Origin of the sequence: Pantoea sp. SO10, from assembly GCF_005281435.1 — a bacterium.
GTDB lineage: Bacteria > Pseudomonadota > Gammaproteobacteria > Enterobacterales > Enterobacteriaceae > Pantoea > Pantoea leporis.
Genome location: NZ_CP040095.1, coordinates 72,050 through 88,788 on the forward strand (window position 1 = coordinate 72,050; position 16,739 = coordinate 88,788).

Sequence of the window (16,739 nt, forward strand, 5' to 3'; positions counted from 1 at the left end):
ACTTACAGAGAGGGCGGAACGGTGCGGGCAAAGCTTTCGCGCGCAAACAGGTTTTCGGCCAGCTTCACCAGCGCCGGGCGATTTACGCACCAGTTTGGCAGCACGCGGCGGAAGTTGAGGTAACCAATCATGCAGCCGGTGGCGATATCGGCCAGATTGATCGTGCCGCTATTGAGCCATTCGCCTCGTGCGGCGGCAGTTTCTAGCGCATCGAGGCCGCGTTGGATTTTGTCACGGTTGCGCAGCAGCACCTCTTCAGATTGCTGATCGCCGGGACGCATCTGCTCGCGCACGATCATCACCGCCGCATCGTTAATGCCGTCGGCCAGTTTTTCCAGCTGACGGATGTGCAACGCGTGCAGCGCATCATCGGGCAGCAGCGCAGGCGCATCGCCGCGCAGTTCAATGACTTGCGCGATGATCGAAGAGTCGAACCAGGTGAGCTGGTTGTCGTCAATCAGCGCCGGTACTTTGCCCAGCGGATTGTACTGCGGTACATCGCTGTCATCGATCCACGGAGAGTGATTAACGAATTCGAAAACCAGGCCTTTTTCCAGCAATATCACTGATATTTTGCGGACAAAAGGGCTGGTGTAGCTGCCAATCAGTTTCATCGTGCGCCTCCGTGTTGAATGAAAATACGCGATAACAAACCGCACATATCCCTGGCGCAGCGCTGGCACAATGCGCGATAAATCGCGCCGCTGCGGACCGCAGAAACATGGGAAAAGCTAATCGCCGGGGAACATAAACGGATTCAGACTGCTGCGGGCGAATCCTTCCTGCTCCATGCGGGCATCCAGCACCAGCGAGGCCAAATCATCGGCCACCGGCTCCACGGCGGGATCCTTCTCCTGATACAACATCTTCAGGTAGGTGCCGCAATCGCCGCAGCTCTCTGCTTTCACCGCCGCTTTTTCGCTGTCCAGCGACCAGTAATGCAGATCGCCGGTTTGTTCACAGTTGGAGCACTTGCTGCGCACCACATACCATTCGCTTTCGCACAGATTGCAGTGCAGATAGCGCAGCCCTTGCTGACCCACGCTCATGTGCACCACGCTGGTGACCGGCACGCTGGCGCATACCGGGCAGAACTGGCGATGCTCACCGTATTCGGCGCGCGCTTTACCGGGAATTAATGCCGCCATCTGCGCCCAGTAAATCGACAACGCCGCCCAGATGAACGGCGATTTATCGCTGCTCACCTGTGCGAAATCGCCTTCCAGCAGCGCATGTGCCAGATTTTCCAGTTCGCTAGTGGAGGATTTTTCCAGATTCTCCAGCACCGCCAGTGCCTGGCCGCTCATCTCTGGCTTCAGCTCGGCGATCAGCGAATGCAGCAAACGCTGCCAGTGCGCATCGCGCGGATAGGTGTGGATATCGAGCGGCGGTTTGCCCTGCTCGGCGCTCTGCGTCAGCCGCTGCTGCAGATCGAGCTGCAGCGGATGGTCATACAGCACGATCTCCTGCGCCTCGGCGATCACCGCGGCAAAGCGCAGGTAATCACCCAGCGGATTCTTCGCGGCCAGGTCGCGCAAACGTGCCGCACGGCGGCTATACAGATTTTTCAGCCGGGGGAAAAGTAACGGCGGAACTTGCTCCGCCGTATGCTTTTCGCTTTTCTCCAGCTGGTCCTGCGGGATGATGCGAATACTCATCAGGGACGTTTTTCCTGTTGTGTTTGGCGTTGGCGCTGCTCGCGATACCAGCGTGGGTGATGTTTCTTCGCCCACGCGGCCGGAACCCAGCCCTCAACCATGGCGGTAATGGTGCCTTTTACCCACAAGGCGGCGTAAATGTGCACCATAATCACCACGATCAGCGCCACAGCTGAGACCGAATGCACCACTAGCGCGATGCGAATCAGCGGAATAGTAAAGGCACCGGCAAAGTACGGGCGCCAGATAACAATTCCGCTCACCAGCAGCAAGACTAAGCTGATGATAGCAGCCCAGAACACACACTTCTGCCCGAAGTTGTATTTGCCGGTATCGCCGACCTCTTCGTTTTGCACGATTTTGTGGATGTTTTTCGCCCAAACCAGGTCTTCGCGATTGATCAGATTATGTTTCCAATAGCGTAAGAACATGATGATAAAGGCGGCAAACATCACCGTGCCAACAAACGGATGCAGGATACGCGCCAACTGCGGCGTGCCGAGCACGTGCATCAGCCAGTTAAACGACGGGAAAAAGAAACCCAGTCCGCTCAGCGCGGCGAGCACAAAACAGAACGCCACAATCCAGTGATTGATGCGTTCCGGTGCGCTGTAGCGCACCAGACGATCGCGTTTTTTCATTATTCGCGCTCCTCTTTTTCGTGCAGGTTCTCGTCCTCATCCTCTTCCACGCGGTTTGGCCCTACGCCAACGTAGTGGAATACTGAGGCGGCGAAGGTGGCGGCAAAACCGATCGCCGCCAGCGGTTTCCAGATCCCTTTCCAGAACGTTACCGCCGGGCTGATGCTCGGATTATCCGGCAAACCGTGATAGAGCTGCGGTTTGTTGGCGTGGTGCAGCACGTACATCACGTGCGTACCGCCGACGCCTTCCGGATCGTACAAGCCGGCGTTGGCATAGCCGCGCGTGTTGAGCTCGGCCACGCGTTCACCGGCCAGCGCCTGCATATCGCTTTTGCTGCCGAAGTGAATCGCGCCGGTCGGGCAGGTTTTCACGCACGCCGGTTCCTGACCGACATTGACACGATCGACGCACAGCGTGCATTTATACACGCGGTTGTCCTCTTTATTCAGACGCGGCACATCGAACGGACAGCCCGCAATGCAGTAGCCGCAGCCAATGCACTGTTCTGACTGAAAATCGACGATGCCGTTGGCGTACTGAATAATCGCGCCTTCAGATGGGCAGGCTTTCAGGCAGCCGGGATCGGCGCAGTGCATGCAGCCATCCTTGCGGATCAGCCACTCTAACTTGCCGTTCTCCTCCACTTCTGAGAAGCGCATCACCGTCCAGGATTTGGCGGTCAAATCGGCGGGATTGTCGTACACCCCAACGTTATGTCCCACTTCATCGCGGATATCGTTCCACTCCGAGCACGCCACCTGACACGCTTTGCAGCCGATGCAGGTGGTCACGTCGATCAGTTTCGCCACTTCCTGCTGATGGTTACGTGCCTGCGGGGCAGGCGTGAGTCCATTGGTGGCGGAGCGGCGGATAATGTCTTGAGATTGATAAGCCATATTCGTTCTCCTTACACCTTCTCGACGTTGACCAGGAACGCTTTAAATTCTGGCGTCTGCGTGTTGGCATCACCGACAAACGGCGTCAGGGTATTAGCGATAAAGCCTTTTTTCGCCACGCCCTGATAACCCCAGTGAATCGGAATGCCGATGGTATCGACGATTTTGCCGTCGACGTTGAGTGGACGGATGCGCTTAGTGACCACCGCTTTGGCTTTGATGTAGCCGCGATTGGAGCTCACTTTCACCGTGTCGCCCTGCGCGATGCCGAGCTTGTTGGCCAGCTTCTCGCCGATTTCAATAAACTGTTCCGGCTGCGCGATGGCATTGAGCCGCGCGTGTTTGGTCCAGTAATGGAAATGCTCGGTGAGGCGATAAGTGGTGCCGACATACGGGAACTGCTCCGCCTGGCCCATCGACGCCAAATCGTCCTTGAACACGCGCGCCGCCGGGTTGGATACCACGTTCGGATGCAGCGGGTTGGTGCCGATTGGCGTTTCAAACGGCTCGTAGTGTTCCGGGAACGGACCTTCGGCCATTTTATCGAGCGCAAACAGGCGGCCCATGCCTTCCGGCTGCATGATGAACGGCCCGACATCGCTGCCTGGCGCGGCGGCGCTGTAGTCCGGCACATCCATGCCGCCCCATTTGCTGCCATCCCACTTCAGGATCTGACGTTTCGGATCCCACGGATTGCCTTGCGGGTCAGCCGAGGCGCGGTTGTAGAGAATGCGGCGGTTGAGCGGCCACGCCCAGCTCCAGTTCAGCGTGTTGCCCAAGCCGGTAGGATCGGTGTTGTCGCGGCGTGCCATCTGGTTGCCGTCCGGCGTCCAGCTGCCGGCGAAAATCCAGCAGCCGCTGCTGGTGCTGCCGTCATCTTTCAGATGGGCAAAGGTACTGAGCTGTTGGCCTTTTTTCACCAGCAGCGTGCCTTTGTCATCGTATACATCCGCCAGCGCTTTGCCGTTGTTCTCCATCGCCACTTCTTCCGGCGCCGGATTTTCTGGCGTCAGGTAGTTCCAGCTCATGTTCAGCACTTGCTCAGGCAATGCACCGCCTTCACTGGCATACATTTTGCGCAGGCGTGAATAGATGCCGGAAAGAATCTCGCCGTCATTCAGCGCTTCGCCCGGTGCATCCTGACCTTTCCAGTGCCACTGCAGCCAGCGGCCGGAGTTAACGATTGAACCGTTCTCTTCGGCGAAGCAGGTGGAGGGCAAACGGAACACTTCGGTCTGAATTTTTGACGGATCAACATCGTTAAACTCGTCGTGATTCTCCCAGAAGGTGGCAGTTTCGGTGTTGAGCGGGTCGATGGTGACAAGGAACTTCAGCTTCGACAGTGAATCAATCACTTTGCGCTTGTTCGGGAACGATGCCACCGGGTTGAAGCCCTGGCACAGATAGCCATTGACCTTGCCTTGCGACATCATCTCGAAGTACTGCAGCACGTCGTAACCTTTATCCCACTTCGGCAACCAGTCGAAGCCCCAGCTGTTTTCCGCCTGGGCTTTGTCACCAAAGAAGGCTTTCATCTGGCTGACAAAGAATTTCGGGTAGTTGCTCCAGTAGTTTACCTGGCCCGGCAGCAGCGCTTTCGGCGTGTTGGCAGCAAGATAACTCTGCAGATCGGTGTGTTTTTCCGACGGCAAAGTCATGTAACCCGGCAAACTTTGCGACAGCAAACCGAGATCGGTCAGCCCCTGAATATTCGAGTGGCCGCGCAGCGCATTGATGCCGCCGCCAATCATGCCCATGTTGCCGAGCAGCAGCTGAATCATCGCCATGGTGCGGATGTTCTGCGCACCGACCGAGTGCTGCGTCCAGCCGAGCGCATACAGGAACGAGGTGGTGCGATCGCGCGCGCTGGTTTCGCCAATCAGTTCACACACGTGCAGGAAGTCCGCTTTTGGCGTGCCGCAGATGCGTTCAACAATTTCTGGCGTGTAACGGCTGACGTGCTGCTTCAGCAGGTTCCATACGCAGCGCGGATGCGTGAGCGTGGTGTCGCGTTTGGCGAAGCCGTCGGCGTCCAGCTCGTAGTTCCAGCTGGTTTTGTCGTATTTGCGATTCTCTTCGTCGTAGCCGCTGAACAGGCCATCTTCAAAATGATAATCCTCGCGCACGATCAGGCTGGCATTGGTGTACGCCTGCACATATTCATGCTGGATTTTGTCGTTTTGTATCAGCCACAGCAGGACGCCCGACAGGAAAGTGATGTCGGTACCCGAACGAATCGGCGTATAGAAATCGGCTACCGATGCCGTACGCGTGAAGCGCGGATCGATAACAATCAGTTTGGCTTTGTTGTGAATCTTGGCTTCCATCGCCCAGCGGAATCCCACAGGATGCGCTTCAGCGGCGTTCCCGCCCATCACAACGATCAGATTGGCATTACGGATGTCGACCCAGTGATTGGTCATCGCACCGCGACCAAATGTTGGAGCAAGACTTGCTACCGTTGGTCCGTGTCAAACGCGTGCCTGGTTGTCGACCGCTAACATGCCGAGCGATCGGGTAAATTTCTGGGTTAAGTAGCCGGTTTCGTTGCTGGATGCGGAAGCACACAGCATGCCGGTGGAGAGCCAACGGTTTACCGTCACGCCCGCAGCGTTTTGCGCCACGAAGTTAGCGTCGCGGTCGGCTTTCATCAGCTTCGCGATGCGATCAAAGGCATCGTCCCAGCTAATGCGCTGCCATTTATCGGAGCCTGGCGCGCGGTATTCCGGGTATTGCAGGCGACTTTCACTGTGGATGAAGTCGAGCAGGCCTGCGCCTTTCGGGCACAATGCGCCGCGGCTCACCGGATGATCCGGATCCCCTTCGATGTGGAAAATGGTCTCTTTGGCGTTTTTCGCGCCGTCACCGAGGCTGTACATTAACAAGCCACAGCCAACTGAGCAGTAAGTGCAGGTGTTACGGGTTTCGCGTGCGCGCAGCAGTTTATACTGTCGCGTTTCCGCCAGCGCTACCTCTGGCGCAAAGCCAAGCAGCGCTGCCGTTGTCCCTGCCATACCGCCAGCACAGACCTTGAAGAATTTTCTTCGGCTGACGTTCATGGATTATCCTTTCAACATGAATGATTTTTACTTTTGCAGAGCAGTGAATCGGGCGTCACAATAACCCGACGAATATTGCGGCAATAGCGACCTAATATTACCACTACTTTAGTAAGGTTGTTATGTGAGGCGAAAAAAGTGACAGAGAATGAGCAGGAAAGTCACATTAATGTGAATAAGATCTCAGGAGCGGTGCAGGCGCAGGTGCATCAGCGGCGTGATATCAGCCTTGCGGAAACAGACTGGCTGGCGCAGGAAGTACCGGTGGCGCTGGTCTATAACGGCATTTCGCACGTTGTGATGATGGCGACACCCAATGATTTGGAAGCTTTTGCGATAGGTTTCTCGCTCTCGGAAGGCATTATTGCGCGCCCGGATGAAATCTACGGTATCGATGTGGTTCCGGGCTGTAATGGCATTGAAGTACAGATTGAACTCTCCAGCCGCCGCTTTATGGCGCTGAAAGAGCAGCGCCGCGCCATGGCTGGCCGTACCGGCTGCGGCGTGTGTGGCGTGGAGCAACTTGATCAAATCGGTAAGCCATTACAGCCGCTGCCGTTCAGCCAAACCTTTGATTTAGCCAATCTGGATAAAGGCCTGGCGCAGCTGCGCGACTACCAGCCGATCGGCAACCTCACCGGCTGCACGCACGCGGCGGCGTGGATGTCACCGCAAGGCGAATTGCAGGGCGGGTATGAAGATGTCGGTCGCCATGTGGCGCTGGATAAACTGCTGGGGAATCGCAGCCAGCAGCCGTGGCAGCAGGGCGCGGTGCTGGTTTCCAGTCGCGCCAGCTATGAGATGGTGCAGAAATCCGCCATGTGCGGCGTGGAGATTCTGTTCGCGGTGTCGGCTGCGACACAGCTCGCCGTTGAGGTGGCCGAACGCTGCAATCTCACGCTAGTCGGCTTTAGTAAACCGGGCCGCGCCACGGTTTACAGCCATCCGCAGCGGCTGCGTTAAACCACCTGCACCTGCGGCAGCGCCTGTTGCAGCGCCGTCAGCGCGCCGGGTTTTGCCGCGCCGCTGTCGCAGATCAGCAGATCGATTTCCGCAACCGGAGCATAAACGGTGCGGCTCATCACGCCGAGTTTGCTGTGATCTGCCAGTAAAATGGTGCGGTTCGCCTGCTGCACCATGGCGCGGGCAATCGCCGCTTCGTGGGGATGAAAACTGCTGGCACCGTTTTTCGCATCGATGCCGACCGGCGAAAGCAGCGCCACATCGGCGCGATAACGATAAATTTCCCCAATCGTCATCTCCCCGCGCGTTTGCTGTGCGCCTGCCATCATCATGCCGCCAATTAAAATCACCTGATTATTCAGCGTCTCATGCTCTTCCGCTGCGCTCAGCGCCAGCGCGGCCTGCAGGCTGTTAGTGATGATGGTTAAACCCGACATGGTGCGCAGTTGTTCGGCCAGCATGGTGGTGGTGGTGCCGGCATCAAGGAACAGCGTTTGGCCGGGCTGGAGATGTTGCGCGGCAGCAACCGCAATTGCGCGTTTCTCTTTCGCCTGCGCGTTACGGCGCACCTGCAGCGGCGGCTCTGGCTGGCTATCGACGGCGACCAAACCGCCATGCACCCGCCGCGCCAATCCCTGCGCTTCCAGCTCAATAATGTCGCGCCGCGCGGTTTCGCGCGAGATGCCAAGCTCATTGATGATGCGTTCGGTGCTGAGCTGATGTTGCGTGGTCAGCAGCGCGCGAATGCGGTGTAAGCGGGTTTCCTGCAGCATGACTTTTCCCTGTGGCGTGTTCAACCTGGGCCTAAGCTTACCTGAGTGTCATTGCGCCGTCATGTGTATTTGGTTGTATTTGTGTGTTTGGTTGCATTTGTCGCCAAAGCAGGCATGATATTGGCAAACGGCGATTTCGCATGCACCCCTTTCACCTTCGCAACGGGAGTTACCATGGCTACACGTTCTACCATCATGGATACCAACAGTTTTCGTGCTGAGCACGCCGACGGACTGGATGCGGCAACCCGCAAGCTAACCGACAAGCGCAGCAAAGTGTTGGGCGAGTCGTATCGCCTGTTTTACCGCAAGCCAGTGCATTTAGTGCGCGGCGAAGGGCAGTATGTGTGGGATGCCGCCGGTGATAAATATCTTGATGTGTACAACAACGTGGCGAGCATTGGTCACTGCCATCCGGCGGTGATTGAGGCGGTGAATCAGCAGATGAAGATGCTGAACACCCACACGCGCTATCTGCACGAACGCATTCTCGATTACACCGAAGAGTTGCTGGCGACCACGCCAGATGCCATCGATCGCGCCATGTACATGTGTACCGGTTCGGAAGCCAACGATTTGGCGATCCGCGTGGCGCGGGCTTTCAGCGGCGGCACCGGCATTATCGTGTCGCAGGAGGCGTATCACGGCACCAGCGATCTCACGTCAGGTGTGTCGCCCGCCCTCGGCAGCGGACAGCCGTTGGCGGCAACCACGCGTCTGGTTTCGCCGCCGGATGCCTATCGCGTGAATGCGCCCGATCTCGGCGAGTGGTTTGCCAATGAAATCCAGCAGCAGATTGACGATATGAAAGCGCACGGCATTAAGTTTGCCGGCTTCCTCGCTGACTCGATCTTCTCATCCGATGGCGTATTGCCGAACCCGCGCGGCTTCCTGCAAAAAGCGGTCGATGTGGTGCATGCCAACGGCGGGATTTTCATTGCTGATGAAGTGCAGCCGGGCTTTGGTCGTACCGGCGATGCGTTCTGGGGCTTTGCGCGTCACGGCGTGGTGCCCGATGTGATCACCACCGGCAAGCCAATGGGCAACGGCATTCCGGTTTCAGGTTTGCTGGCGAAAAGCGATGTGCTAGCGGCATTTAGTGACGAGATTCCTTACTTCAACACCTTTGGCGGTAATCCGGTGGCGATGGCCGCCGCGCAAGCGGTGCTGACGGTAATTAAAGAAGAGGACTTGCAGGAGCACAGCCGCGTGGTGGGCGCCAAACTGTTGAGTGAACTGCAGAAACTGATGGATCGCCACGAGTCGATCGGCGACGTGCGCGGTGCGGGTCTGTTTATTGGTTTCGAACTGGTGCAGGACCGCACCAGTAAAACGCCGGATAAAGCGCTGGCGCTGGATTTGATCGAGAAACTGCGCGAACACCGCGTGCTGACGTCAGTGGCGGGACCTTATGGCAACGTGCTGAAGTTGCGTCCGCCGTTGGCGTTCCAGGAAGCGGATATCGATTGGCTGGTGGGCGCGCTGGATAAATCGCTGAGTGAGCTGGGGCGTTAACAGATCATTGATTGTGCATATTTTGTCGCGGCGCGATTTATCGCGCAATAAATTGCGCCGCTACGATATGTGCAGGTTTACGCAGCTGCGGTTTCCTCGGCGAAAATGCTCTCCATCTTCTGCCACGCCTGCGCGACATCGTCATCCAGATTAAACAAACCTGACGTGCCCACAATAAACACATCCACGCCTGAAGCAGCAATCTGCCGGAAGGTGCGTGCGTTGCATGAACCATCAATTTCGGTCAGATAGTGATAACCGTGCTCTTCGCGCATGGCGATCAACTGGCGAATCTTATTCAGCGTTTGCGGGATAAATGTCTGCCCGGCGAAACCCGGATCCACTGACATCACCGTGACTTTATCCAGCAGGTGCGCATATTCACGAATAGTTTCTGCCGGTGTGGCCGGATTTAACACCACGCCGCAGCGACGGCCTGCGTCTTTAATTTGCGTCAGCAGGCGGAAAATTTTGTTATTAGCGGTTTCCGGGTGGAAGCTAATAATATCTGCGCCGGCCTCAATGCACATTGGGATAATATCTTCCGGATGATTTACCATTAAATGCACATCAATCGGCACATCGGTAATTTTACGCAGGTTCTCAATAAAGAACGGCGACAGCGTAATATTCTTCACATAGCTGCCATCCATAATATCGACATGATAAAAGGCGGCGGTGCTATTCATCGCTTCAACCTGCTCGCGAAAACGCGTGAGATCCATGCACATTAAGGAGGGGGAGAATTTGGCTTGCATAACTTATTTCCTCATTACAACAACAGCGCCCGCAGGCGCTGTTGATGACATCAATGGAAGAACGAAATAATGTGGCCGAGCACGATACCAACAATGCCGAAGTCGGCATCACCGAAGGTGGTGGAAGCGAAGCCGAGGTCGCCCATCAGCGGCAGCAGAATCGCTGGCAGGAAGGAGATCAGCAAGCCTTGCACAAAGGCGCCGATCACAGCGCCGCGACGTCCGCCGGTGATATTGCCGTAGACGCCAGCGGTCGCACCGCAAAAGAAATGCGGTACCAGACCCGGAACGATAACGCTCAGACCAAACAGCGGACACAGGAACATGCTGATCAAGCCGGCGGAGAAGCTCGACAGGAAGCCGATGATCACCGCATTCGGCGCGAACGGGAACACGGTTGGGCAATCCAGCGCCGGTTTGGCGTTGGGTACCAGCTTATCGGCGATACCTTTAAAGGCCGGCACGATTTCGGCAATCAACATGCGCACACCGGCAAGGATGATATAGACGCCCGCAGCAAAGGTGATCGACTGAATGATGGCGAACACAATGTAGTTTTGGCCGCCACTGATGCTTTCAGTGAACTCTTTACCGGCAACCAGAACCAGCGCGATAAACAGAATCATCATGGTCAGCGAAATCGCTACCGATGAGTCGCGCAGGAAGTTGAGGGTTTTTGGCACCTTTAGCTCTTCAATCGACGGGCTGCCTTTACCGACCATTTTGCCCACTAACGCGGAGAGCAGATAGCCGGTTGAGCCAAAGTGGCCGAGCGCCAGATCGTCCGAGTTGGTGATTTTGCGGGTGAACGGCTGCAGAATCGCCGGGCAAACCACCATCATGGTGCCGAGAATCAGCGAACCAATCAGCACCAGCCAGAAGCCGTGAATGCCGCCTACCGACAGAATTACCGCCAGCATCGCCGACATATACAGCGTGTGGTGACCGGTCAGGAAGATGTATTTCAACGGGGTAATGCGCGCCAGCAAGATGTTCACCAGCATACCAAACACCATAATCATGGCGGTTTCGGTGCCGTAACTTTTCTGCGCCAGCGCGGCCATTGCATCCGTATTTGGCACTACGCCCTGAATATTAAAAGAGTGCTCAAACAGCTGACTGAAGATGGTCAGCGTGGCCGCAATTAAATTGGCCCCGGCGATGAGAATAACAAAACCCATGATGGTTTTAAGCGTACCGGAAATAACATCAGAAACCGGTTTCTTTTGCAGTAATAAACCAAACAGGGAAAAAAGGCCGACAAGTATAGCGGGTGTTCCAAGAACATCCTTAATTATAAACTGCAGCATAACTTACTCCATAGTGAGTAAAGTTTTTCGGGATAAACTGTTATTAGATATTTTCAGCCAGAATTTCTTTAATCTTTGCATTATCCAGCAGGTTTGTCAGACCAACGACTTTCGCGCTGTGCCCGGCTAATTGGTCGGCAATATCTTTTGCGGCAATGATTAAATCAGCCTGTTCAGATTTCGCAGAGGTTAAATCGGTGTGGCCCACTTCTGCCTCTTTGCCTAATTCCGCCACAATCTTCTTCACGTTCATTTCAACAATAAAGCTGCTACCTAAACCATTTCCACACACAATCAGGACTTTTTTCATCATAGGGTTCTCTGGTTATTTATTTTCAATGACAGCTTCAATCGCTGACAGGGTAGAAGCCGACAGCAACTGCTGCAGGCGGGATTCGTCGCTGAACACGTCCGCTAAGGCGGTGATCATCTGAATGTGATCGTCACCAGATACCGCGCACAGCATGATGACCACATAAACCGGATCGTTTTCATCGGCCTGAAAATTCACGCCATTTTTCACATGCAGTAACGACAGGCCGTTTTTGCGCGCGCCTTGTTCCGGGCGGGCATGCGGCATCGCCAGGCCCGGCGCCAGCACGTAGTAAGGACCGAGTTCGGCATGCGAAGTGAAGATGGCATCGAGATAAGCCGGGCTGATCGCCCCAGCGGCCAGCAGCGGTTCGGCAGATAATCGCACTGCTTCCTGCCAGTCGCTAACCTGCTCGACTACCCGAATATGTTGCGGCGTTAGCCATTGAGTGAGCATCAGTCATTCCTGTTTATTCGTCGATGGAGTGCAATGTAGGTTATTTTCTCAGCGGTTTTCTGTGATGATTGTCGCAAAAGTTAGCGCTAACACCGTTATTGTTAAAAAACGTGTTATCGCTAACATTTCCTTGCTGTGCGTTTGTCTTGGTTGCAAGCACCTGACATGCTCAATCATTCTGAAAAGATCGCGGGGTGAGGCATGCCCGAAACTGTGGTTTTTCACATGGCGCGTTAACAGATTTGGTTTTAAGCTGCGTCCTGGCAAAAAAGTAGCGAGTAATGCAGGAGATCGCATGACAGAAAAAAAACGGCGCGGTACCGGTAAAAGCACTTTAGCCGATGTTGCCCGTTTGGTGGGCGTAAGCACCATGACAGCGTCGCGCGCGCTACGCATGCCGGAGAAAGTGTCGCCTGAAATTCGCGCCAAAATCGATGCGGCGGTGATTGAGCTCTCCTATGTGCCGAATGTGCAGGCGAGCAATCTGGCATCGGCGACATCACGCCTGATCACCATGGTGGTGCCGTCGTTTGCTACGCCGGGCAGTGCGATTGTGTCCGAAGCGCTGCAGGAAGTGCTGCGGCCGCAGGGCTACAATATGATGCTGGCGGAAGCCAACCATTCGGCGGCAGAAGAGAGCGAGCTGATCGAAATGTTGCTCTCCTATAATCCGGCGGCGATGGTGCATTTCAATTTCGATAACGCCGCCGAAGCGCATCGTCTGCTGAGCAATTCCGGGCTGCCGGTCATGGATATTGGCGGCGTGCATCAGGATTCGGCGGGGATCAGCATTGGTGTCGATTACGCCAAAGCGATTCGCCAGTTGGTGCAAAGTCTGGTCGAGCGCGGCTATCGCAATCTCGGTTTGCTGTGCTCGCAGAGTAATAACACCATCTTCCGCCAGCTGCTGAATGGCTGGCACAGCGGCATGCTGGCGATGAATCAGGCGCCGCATCGCGTGGTGACCTCGCCGAAAATGCCGACCTTTGCCGCCGGGCACAGCTTGCTGGCGGAAATTCGCCTGACCTGGCCGGAGCTGGATGTGCTGATTTGCACCAGCGACGAAGTGGCCTGCGGCGCTATCATGGCGTGCCATGCGGCGGGGATTGCGATTCCCAGCCAGTTGGCGATTGCCAGCATCGGCGGCGGTCCGCTAGCGGCCGTATGTTCGCCGCCGCTCACCAGCATTGTGCTGCCGTATGAAGAGATGGGGCGCATGGCGGGTAAACGTCTGCTGGCGGCGCTCAAAGGTGATGAGCCGCCAGCCATCAATGAACTGCCGGTGCAGCTAAAACTGCGCGCCAGCAGTCACAAGGTGTAGCCGTGCGTGCGCACCTTTTCCCAGATTCATCAAATCCTTATCAATTCTAAGGCATTGATAACCCTTTTACGGATCATGTTTTTAACTATAATGATCCGACTGCTTACGCGGCACGCCCAGTGAGGTGGTGCTGCAAAACACTAAAATGGAGAGGAAGAACATGAGTTATTCACTGCCATCCCTGCCGTATGCGTACGACGCACTGGAACCGCACTTCGACAAGCAGACGATGGAAATCCATCACACTAAACACCACCAGACCTACGTTAACAACGCTAACGCTGCGCTGGAAGGTACCGAATTCGCTGACCTGCCGGTAGAAGAGCTGATCACCAAACTGGATCAGCTGCCAGCAGACAAAAAAGGTCCCCTGCGTAACAACGCAGGCGGCCACGCTAACCACAGCTTCTTCTGGAAAGGTCTGAAGCTGGGCACCTCGCTGCAGGGCGACCTCAAAGCCGCCATCGAAAAAGATTTCGGTAGCGTTGAAGCTTTCCAGGCTGAGTTTGAGAAAGCTGCGACTACTCGCTTCGGTTCAGGCTGGGCGTGGCTGGTGAAAAAAGGCGACAAACTGGCTGTGGTTTCAACTGCAAACCAGGATAGCCCGCTGATGGGTGAAGCCGTTGCTGGCGTTTCAGGCACGCCGATCATCGGTCTGGACGTGTGGGAACACGCTTACTACCTGAAGTATCAGAACAAACGTCCTGATTACATCAAAGCATTCTGGAACGTAGTGAACTGGGACGAAGCTGCAGCACGTTTCGCTGCTGCGAAGTAAGTTCAGGCGATAGCCGCAACGCACTAAACCGGTGATCTCTTCACCGGTTTTTTTTCGCCTTTATAAACCCTTACTAAACGACCTGAATATTCCCGCACACGACTATTCCGCTGCGAAAGCTATTAACCTGCCGTTGATAATTTGGGGCATATAGTGGCGATAATTTGTCTCGCCAAGCCTAAATAATCATGTCTACTATCACAACTTCTGTGACGAATAATGATTCGTCAGCACCGCTGTTTTTGCCGTTAATAAGCGGAAAGTTCAGGCCAAATAAATTATGGAATAGCGGAAGATTTCGCGCGAAATTTGCCTTAAGATCGCTGGTCTTTCCTGTAACTACCTTTAATTACCTGCACCAGTTGGCGCAATTATCTGCGTTACCACAGCTGCTGACCATGCAGGGTTTGCTGCCGGCGAAGCCACATCGTCCTTATCTGCGTGCGGGATTCAGCGTGGCGCAGCGCGCACAGGCGATCATCGATCACTATACGTTGATGGATCAGTTAGATAATGCGGCGCTGCGTCAGCTGTTGCAGAGTCCGGGTGATAATTTACTGGCCACCCTGAGCGGCAAAAATGATGAGACGTATGTGATTCACTGCTGTCCGGGCCGCTTTGACCGTGAAGGTGAAATTACTTTGGAATTGCGCTATGAAACGCAGTTAATTGCGTCGCTCTCTTTCTCAATTATTCGCGAACAGCAGAAGCGCACGTTATTAATTGGTGGATTGCAGGGGCCGCGTAAGCATATTTCTAACGATGTGATTCGCGATGCCACCAAAGCGGCGCATGGCGTATTCCCAAAACGTCTGCTGATGGAAGCAGTATTTAATCTGGCGGAACAGTGTGGCGTTGAGGCGATCACCGCCGTTGGCGATACCACGCACGTGTTTCGCAGCCTGCGCTATCGTCACAGTAAAGGCGATAAGTTCTTTGCCAGCTACAGCGAGTTTTGGTTGTCGTTGGGTGGCGTGGCGCGTGGCGATGAGCTATTTGCGTTGCCGTTACGCGCGGAGCGTAAAGATCTGGAAGAGATTGCCAGCAAAAAGCGCGCCGAGTATCGCCGTCGTTATGCCTTGCTGGACAGTCTGAATCAACAAGTTCATCAGGCGGCGGGCATCCTACGCGACGTTTCACACGCCGCGTAAGTCAAGATTAGAACGGCTGCTTCGCGTAGCCGGTCATCACTTTCAGTCCCATCTCACGTCCGAGCGCGGTCATTGGGTGTACCACCACCAAGCCGCGCACGCTTTTCTTGAATGCGCCCATGTTGGCTTGTTCTTTTTTGGTGATTTCGCGGCTAAAGCCCAGCTTCTGCAGCTGTTGCGCTTCTTTGCTCAGCTTCTCGGTGCGCACACCGCGCAGGCGCTCAATTTCCAGCTCCAGCTTCTCTTTTTCACGCAGCAGTTCACCGAGCTTTTCGGCATCGCCAGAGGCTAACAGCGGGGCTTCTTTGCGGTTGAGCGCATCGAGCTGATCGCTCAGAAGTTTGATCTCGGCTTTTTCTTGTTCTTTCATTGGGGGAAAACTCGTTAAGGAAAACAGGCAAAGGATACATCAAATTCAGGCAACTTTGCAGCGCATGACTTCGCGCGATAAATCGCGCCGCGACAATGCGTGCTGATTTAAGACGTAGATGCCTCACGCGCACTTATCCGCAGCGGCACGCTTCATCGTGCTTGTTCATACAAAAACTACAGCGCCGGCTTTTTAAACACCTGCTTATGCGAAATCCGTGAAATCAGCTCGGTGAGCGACAGCACCATGGTTGAACGCACCATCTGCAGATAGCGCTGTTGCTGCATGGAGCGCAGTTGGTCGTCGTCGCGGTTGAAGTCTGGCTGCGGTGGCCAGGCGGCCACGCAGTGCAGTTCGCCAAACGGGCCGAGGATCTCATCGTCGGTAAAACGATAATCGCTGATATCGTGATTCAGCTCCTCACGCAGCGCCAGCAGCAGTTCACAATCTTCGTACTCATGCCGGTTGATCACGCCCAGGCCGTAAATCAGCTTGAGGCGAACCGAGAGTTCGCCCAGCGGACCATCACCCAGCAGCAGCGGTTCTACCGCGTATTTAACCGCGTAATCGTCCTTGCGAAACACTTGCAGCACCAGCAGGTTAACCGCTTCGGTCAGCAGCTCAACGGCGGCGATCAGGAAGCTTCTCACCGAACGACCGGCGTTCAGGCGCTCAAGCACCCGGTTTTCAAAAGCCTGCTTCTCTTCCATCATTGCCTGCATCGTTCAGCTACCGCCAGCGGGCACGCAAGCGCGCCCGAGTTAACCACTAAAG

At 55.4% G+C, this 16,739-nt stretch carries 17 protein-coding genes; 5 read left to right on the top strand and 12 right to left on the bottom strand.

The genetic code is table 11. From position 1 onward, the window contains the following. Nucleotides 1–2: 2 nt before the first annotated feature. The 5 genes from FCN45_RS00350 to fdnG all read right to left on the bottom strand — a co-directional run bounded on the left by FCN45_RS00350 (nt 3) and on the right by fdnG (nt 6,257). A complete protein-coding gene (locus FCN45_RS00350; protein ID WP_137384863.1) occupies nt 3–614 on the bottom strand; it encodes a glutathione S-transferase in 612 nt (203 codons plus the stop codon). Nucleotides 615–731: 117 nt separating this feature from the next. Further along, nucleotides 732–1,658 (bottom strand): formate dehydrogenase accessory protein FdhE, encoded by a 927-nt coding sequence (fdhE, locus tag FCN45_RS00355; protein ID WP_137384864.1) that lies wholly within the window; start codon nt 1,656–1,658, stop codon nt 732–734. Further along, nucleotides 1,658–2,299 carry a formate dehydrogenase cytochrome b556 subunit gene (gene fdoI, locus FCN45_RS00360; protein WP_101763837.1) on the bottom strand — a complete coding sequence of 214 codons (642 nt, stop codon included), beginning with the start codon at nt 2,297–2,299 and terminating at the stop codon, nt 1,658–1,660. The genes fdhE and fdoI overlap by 1 nt, the downstream gene beginning before the upstream one ends. Further along, nucleotides 2,299–3,198, bottom strand: a complete 900-nt coding sequence (gene fdxH / locus FCN45_RS00365) for a formate dehydrogenase subunit beta (RefSeq protein WP_101763836.1) — start codon at nt 3,196–3,198, stop codon at nt 2,299–2,301. Before fdxH ends, fdoI begins: the two co-directional genes overlap by 1 nt. Before the next feature lie 11 nt (nt 3,199–3,209). Next, nucleotides 3,210–6,257, bottom strand: coding sequence for a formate dehydrogenase-N subunit alpha (gene fdnG / locus FCN45_RS00370; protein WP_137384865.1), 3,048 nt, complete (start codon nt 6,255–6,257; stop codon nt 3,210–3,212). A gap of 171 nt (nt 6,258–6,428) precedes the next feature. On the opposite strand from fdnG, the gene fdhD reads away from it, so the two are divergent. Next, nucleotides 6,429–7,220 carry a formate dehydrogenase accessory sulfurtransferase FdhD gene (gene fdhD, locus FCN45_RS00375; protein WP_233501805.1) on the top strand — a complete coding sequence of 264 codons (792 nt, stop codon included), beginning with the start codon at nt 6,429–6,431 and terminating at the stop codon, nt 7,218–7,220. Here fdhD and FCN45_RS00380 read toward each other — a convergent pair. Beyond that, nucleotides 7,217–7,993 (bottom strand): DeoR/GlpR family DNA-binding transcription regulator, encoded by a 777-nt coding sequence (locus tag FCN45_RS00380; RefSeq protein WP_110867873.1) that lies wholly within the window; start codon nt 7,991–7,993, stop codon nt 7,217–7,219. The genes fdhD and FCN45_RS00380 overlap by 4 nt on opposite strands. Nucleotides 7,994–8,167: 174 nt before the next feature. Between FCN45_RS00380 and FCN45_RS00385 the strand changes: the two genes are divergently transcribed. Then, nucleotides 8,168–9,508, top strand: a complete 1,341-nt coding sequence (locus tag FCN45_RS00385) for an aspartate aminotransferase family protein (protein ID WP_137384866.1) — start codon at nt 8,168–8,170, stop codon at nt 9,506–9,508. Between the two features lie 77 nt (nt 9,509–9,585). Here FCN45_RS00385 and alsE read toward each other — a convergent pair whose 3' ends face one another. From alsE to FCN45_RS00405, 4 genes are read right to left on the bottom strand one after another with little or no spacing between them, the layout of a single operon-like run. Beyond that, entirely contained in the window at nt 9,586–10,266 is a 681-nt protein-coding gene (gene alsE, locus FCN45_RS00390) for a D-allulose 6-phosphate 3-epimerase (protein ID WP_101763830.1), read from the bottom strand. A gap of 50 nt (nt 10,267–10,316) precedes the next feature. Beyond that, nucleotides 10,317–11,576: a PTS ascorbate transporter subunit IIC gene (locus FCN45_RS00395; protein WP_137384867.1), complete on the bottom strand. Its 1,260-nt coding sequence runs from the start codon at nt 11,574–11,576 to the stop codon at nt 10,317–10,319. A gap of 43 nt (nt 11,577–11,619) precedes the next feature. Continuing rightward, entirely contained in the window at nt 11,620–11,886 is a 267-nt protein-coding gene (locus FCN45_RS00400) for a PTS sugar transporter subunit IIB (RefSeq protein ID WP_101763934.1), read from the bottom strand. A 15-nt stretch (nt 11,887–11,901) separates the two neighbouring features. Next, nucleotides 11,902–12,345, bottom strand: a complete 444-nt coding sequence (locus FCN45_RS00405) for a PTS sugar transporter subunit IIA (RefSeq protein WP_137384868.1) — start codon at nt 12,343–12,345, stop codon at nt 11,902–11,904. Between the two features lie 295 nt (nt 12,346–12,640). On the opposite strand from FCN45_RS00405, the gene FCN45_RS00410 reads away from it, so the two are divergent. The 3 genes from FCN45_RS00410 to FCN45_RS00420 all read left to right on the top strand — a co-directional run bounded on the left by FCN45_RS00410 (nt 12,641) and on the right by FCN45_RS00420 (nt 15,595). Beyond that, complete coding sequence (locus FCN45_RS00410) at nt 12,641–13,666, top strand: LacI family DNA-binding transcriptional regulator (RefSeq protein WP_137384869.1); 1,026 nt, start codon at nt 12,641–12,643, stop codon at nt 13,664–13,666. Between the two features lie 160 nt (nt 13,667–13,826). Beyond that, nucleotides 13,827–14,444, top strand: a complete 618-nt coding sequence (gene sodA / locus FCN45_RS00415) for a superoxide dismutase [Mn] (protein WP_101763826.1) — start codon at nt 13,827–13,829, stop codon at nt 14,442–14,444. 188 nt (nt 14,445–14,632) lie between these two features. Further along, entirely contained in the window at nt 14,633–15,595 is a 963-nt protein-coding gene (locus FCN45_RS00420; protein ID WP_137384870.1) for a VirK/YbjX family protein, read from the top strand. Nucleotides 15,596–15,602: 7 nt separating this feature from the next. Here FCN45_RS00420 and FCN45_RS00425 read toward each other — a convergent pair whose 3' ends face one another. Further along, nucleotides 15,603–15,965: a YibL family ribosome-associated protein gene (locus tag FCN45_RS00425; protein ID WP_007893377.1), complete on the bottom strand. Its 363-nt coding sequence runs from the start codon at nt 15,963–15,965 to the stop codon at nt 15,603–15,605. A gap of 176 nt (nt 15,966–16,141) precedes the next feature. After that, nucleotides 16,142–16,687: a mannitol operon repressor MtlR gene (mtlR, locus tag FCN45_RS00430; protein ID WP_192236852.1), complete on the bottom strand. Its 546-nt coding sequence runs from the start codon at nt 16,685–16,687 to the stop codon at nt 16,142–16,144. Nucleotides 16,688–16,739 lie beyond the last annotated feature (52 nt).

Excerpts from the sequence above, each read along its gene's own strand:
- alsE (WP_101763830.1), bottom strand. The coding sequence starts at position 10,266 with ATGCAAGCCAAATTCTCCCCCTCCTTAATGTGCATGGATCTCACGCGT.
- fdxH (WP_101763836.1), bottom strand. The coding sequence starts at position 3,198 with ATGGCTTATCAATCTCAAGACATTATCCGCCGCTCCGCCACCAATGGA.
- FCN45_RS00410 (WP_137384869.1), top strand. The coding sequence starts at position 12,641 with ATGACAGAAAAAAAACGGCGCGGTACCGGTAAAAGCACTTTAGCCGAT.
- mtlR (WP_192236852.1), bottom strand. The coding sequence starts at position 16,687 with ATGCAGGCAATGATGGAAGAGAAGCAGGCTTTTGAAAACCGGGTGCTT.
- FCN45_RS00405 (WP_137384868.1), bottom strand. The coding sequence starts at position 12,345 with ATGCTCACTCAATGGCTAACGCCGCAACATATTCGGGTAGTCGAGCAG.
- FCN45_RS00380 (WP_110867873.1), bottom strand. The coding sequence starts at position 7,993 with ATGCTGCAGGAAACCCGCTTACACCGCATTCGCGCGCTGCTGACCACG.
- sodA (WP_101763826.1), top strand. The coding sequence starts at position 13,827 with ATGAGTTATTCACTGCCATCCCTGCCGTATGCGTACGACGCACTGGAA.
- FCN45_RS00350 (WP_137384863.1), bottom strand. The coding sequence starts at position 614 with ATGAAACTGATTGGCAGCTACACCAGCCCTTTTGTCCGCAAAATATCA.
- fdhE (WP_137384864.1), bottom strand. The coding sequence starts at position 1,658 with ATGAGTATTCGCATCATCCCGCAGGACCAGCTGGAGAAAAGCGAAAAG.
- FCN45_RS00420 (WP_137384870.1), top strand. The coding sequence starts at position 14,633 with ATGTCTACTATCACAACTTCTGTGACGAATAATGATTCGTCAGCACCG.
- FCN45_RS00425 (WP_007893377.1), bottom strand. The coding sequence starts at position 15,965 with ATGAAAGAACAAGAAAAAGCCGAGATCAAACTTCTGAGCGATCAGCTC.
- fdoI (WP_101763837.1), bottom strand. The coding sequence starts at position 2,299 with ATGAAAAAACGCGATCGTCTGGTGCGCTACAGCGCACCGGAACGCATC.
- FCN45_RS00385 (WP_137384866.1), top strand. The coding sequence starts at position 8,168 with ATGGCTACACGTTCTACCATCATGGATACCAACAGTTTTCGTGCTGAG.
- FCN45_RS00400 (WP_101763934.1), bottom strand. The coding sequence starts at position 11,886 with ATGAAAAAAGTCCTGATTGTGTGTGGAAATGGTTTAGGTAGCAGCTTT.
- FCN45_RS00395 (WP_137384867.1), bottom strand. The coding sequence starts at position 11,576 with ATGCTGCAGTTTATAATTAAGGATGTTCTTGGAACACCCGCTATACTT.